1 protein-coding gene is annotated in these 410 nt (G+C 43.9%); it reads right to left on the bottom strand.

The window, feature by feature from the left end; translation table 11 throughout:
• Positions 1 to 410, bottom strand: a 410-nt coding sequence (locus AC4J95_RS21195) for an IS66 family transposase (RefSeq protein ID WP_494551557.1), incomplete at both ends; no start/stop codon positions are given.

Genomic DNA, 410 nt, shown 5'->3' with positions numbered 1-410 from the left:
ATGGTTTTAAATAGGCCTGCCTTTTTTTCAACCGCTCTTCAGCGGATAGTTCGGCCCATTCTCGTTCCAGCTGGAACCAGATATCCATCATTTTCACGGCGATCCATGAGGGAAGTGTCTCGTTTTTATCATTTTTGGGAATGGCTTCAAAAAACTTCCGACGCGCATGAACCAAACAATACACGAGCGTGACTTCTTCAACCGCATGATAGCCTGCGTAGCCATCACAATGCAGATAACCCTTGAAATCCGATAGAAATTGTTTTGGTACTTCCCCTGCTCTCGTTTCTGCGTGATGATAATACACGATGGGATGCGGACTGTGTTTTCCTGTACTGAATAACCAATAATACGTTTCTTTTTTACCTTTTTCAATGACGCGATAACACGTTTCATCGGCGTGAAGGATC

It is taken from the genome of Enterococcus sp. GPZ-007, from assembly GCF_059374735.1.
Note: the sequence above shows the minus strand (reverse complement) of the source record. Positions and strands in the feature narration are given on the sequence as shown.